This is a genomic window from Burkholderia sp. Ax-1720 (assembly GCF_011753035.1).
Lineage (GTDB): Bacteria > Pseudomonadota > Gammaproteobacteria > Burkholderiales > Burkholderiaceae > Burkholderia > Burkholderia gladioli.
Map to the genome: position 1 here is coordinate 1 of NZ_VWWK01000386.1, position 2,033 is coordinate 2,033.

Here is a 2,033-nt window from a genome sequence, read left to right on the forward strand (position 1 = left end):
GGCCTCGCCCAGCCGCGAGAGCGCCGCGCCCACCACGCGCGCGACCTGCGGCGCCAGCCCCTCGGTGGGCTCGTCGACGATCATCAAGCGCGGCGCGCCCACCATCGCGCGCGCCAGCGCCAGCATCTGCTGCTCGCCGCCCGACAGCACGGCCGCCTTGGCGCGCCAGCGCTCGGCCAGCGCCGGGAACAGCGTCCTCACTTCGTCGAAGGCCCGCTCGCGCGCCGCGCGCGGGCCTTCGCGCCAGCCCAGCCGCAGGTTGTCCTCGACGCTCAGCAGCCCGAACACGTCGCGCCGCTCGGCCACGTAACCGACGCCGCGGCGCGCGATCTCGAAGGTCGGCCGCCCCGCCATTTCCTCGCCGTCGATGCGGATCGAACCACTCGACGCGATCATGCCCATCACCGCCCTGGCCAGCGTCGAGCGGCCCGAGCCGTTGCGGCCCAGCAGCGCCAGCACCTCGCCGCGGCCGAGCCTGAGATCGACGCCGTCGAGCACGGGCAAGGCGCCATAGGCCGCGCTCACGCCCTGCAGTTCGAGCAGGGGCGCGGTCATGGCCGATCTCCCGCGCCGACGCGATCACCGCGGTTGTCGAGATCGTCCATGCTTTCGTCGGTGCCAAGGTAGGCCGCGCGCACCGCCGCGTTCGCGCGAATCTCGGCCGGCGTGCCGGTGGCGATCCGCTCGCCGCGCACCAGCACCGAGATGCGGTCCGCGAAACCGAACACGGCGTCGATGTCGTGCTCGATCATCAGCACCGTGCAGCCGGCCGTGGCCGCGCGGATCAGCGCCAGCGTGGCGCGCGCCTGCTCGCGGCTCATGCCGGCGGTCGGCTCGTCGAACAGGAACACCGAGGCGCCGCCGGCCAGGGCGATGCCGAGATCGAGCGCGCGCTGCTCGGCATAGTCGAGTTCGCCGGCCGGCAGCTCGCCGCGCGTGCCCAGGCCGATCGCCTCGAGGGTCCGCCGCGCGGCGCCGTCGAGCGCGGCGGGATCGCGACACCAGCGCAATGGTTCGCGGCCTTGCGCGGGCGCGTGCATGGCCGCGCAGCGCAGGTTGTCGAGCACCGACAGGCGCTCGAACACGCTGGTCTGCTGGAAACCGCGCGCCAGTCCACGCCGCGCGATCGCGTAAGGCGCGCGGCCGGCGATCTCCCGCCCATGCAGGCGGATCGAGCCGCGCGTGGGCCGGCTGCCGCCCGCGATCAGCTCGAACAGCGTCGACTTGCCGGCGCCGTTCGGGCCGATCAGCGCGTGGCGCTCGCCGGCCTCGATGCGCAGGTCGACGTCGTGCAGCACCCGCGTCGCGCCGAAACGCTTCGCGATGCCGCGCAGTTCGAGGGCGGCGGGCGGCTTTGGGGGAATGCTCGCGACTGGCTTGCCCGTGGCTGGGCTGCTGCGCGAGGCTGGGTTGCTCTCAGTTGGGTCGATCGCAGTTGAGTCGATTGCAGTTGAGTCGATTGCAGTTGAGTCGATTGCAGTTGAGTCGATTGCAGTTGGGTCGATCGCAGACGGGTCGATCGCGGCTGGCTTGCTCACGACCAGTTTGTCCTCGGTCGATCTGCTCGCGGCCGGGTCGTTCACGGCAAAGCCGCTCGTCGTCAGGCTGCTCACCACCGGATGACTCGCGGCCAAGCTGCTCATCGCCGGATGGCGCATGGCCCGATCGTTCATCGCAGCAGCCCTCGTGCCCTGCTTCGCCGCCGCGGCCACGCCGCCGACAAGCCGGCGTCGCCCGAGCCGGCCCAGCGCCGTCGCGGCCAGCGCCAACGCGATCGCGATCACCCAGCCCGGCGCCGAGCCCGCATCGAATTGCCAAACGCCGATGCTGACGAGCCGCTGCCCGCCCTCGCCGTCGCCTAGCTGCAGCGCGTAGCCGAGCTCGACGCCGAACACGATCGCCAGCACCGCCACCAGCCAGGCGCCGCCCCCGATACGATCCGCCCGCCGGAGCCCCGATGAAGAACATCCTCGCGACCCAGCCGCGCTACAACCGTCCCGCGATCGCCTTTCACTGGCTGATCGTGCTGCTGG

Annotated in this window: 2 protein-coding genes; both read right to left on the reverse strand. The window is 72.4% G+C overall.

Annotation, left to right across the window (positions count from 1 at the left end; translation table 11 throughout):
* On the reverse strand, positions 1-555 hold a 555-nt coding region (locus F3J18_RS36975), incomplete at its 3' end, for an ATP-binding cassette domain-containing protein (RefSeq protein WP_166917114.1).
* Positions 552-1,913 (reverse strand): ABC transporter ATP-binding protein, encoded by a 1,362-nt coding sequence (locus tag F3J18_RS36980; RefSeq protein WP_345892551.1) that lies wholly within the window; start codon positions 1,911-1,913, stop codon positions 552-554. The genes F3J18_RS36975 and F3J18_RS36980, both read right to left, overlap by 4 nt.
* Positions 1,914-2,033 lie beyond the last annotated feature (120 nt).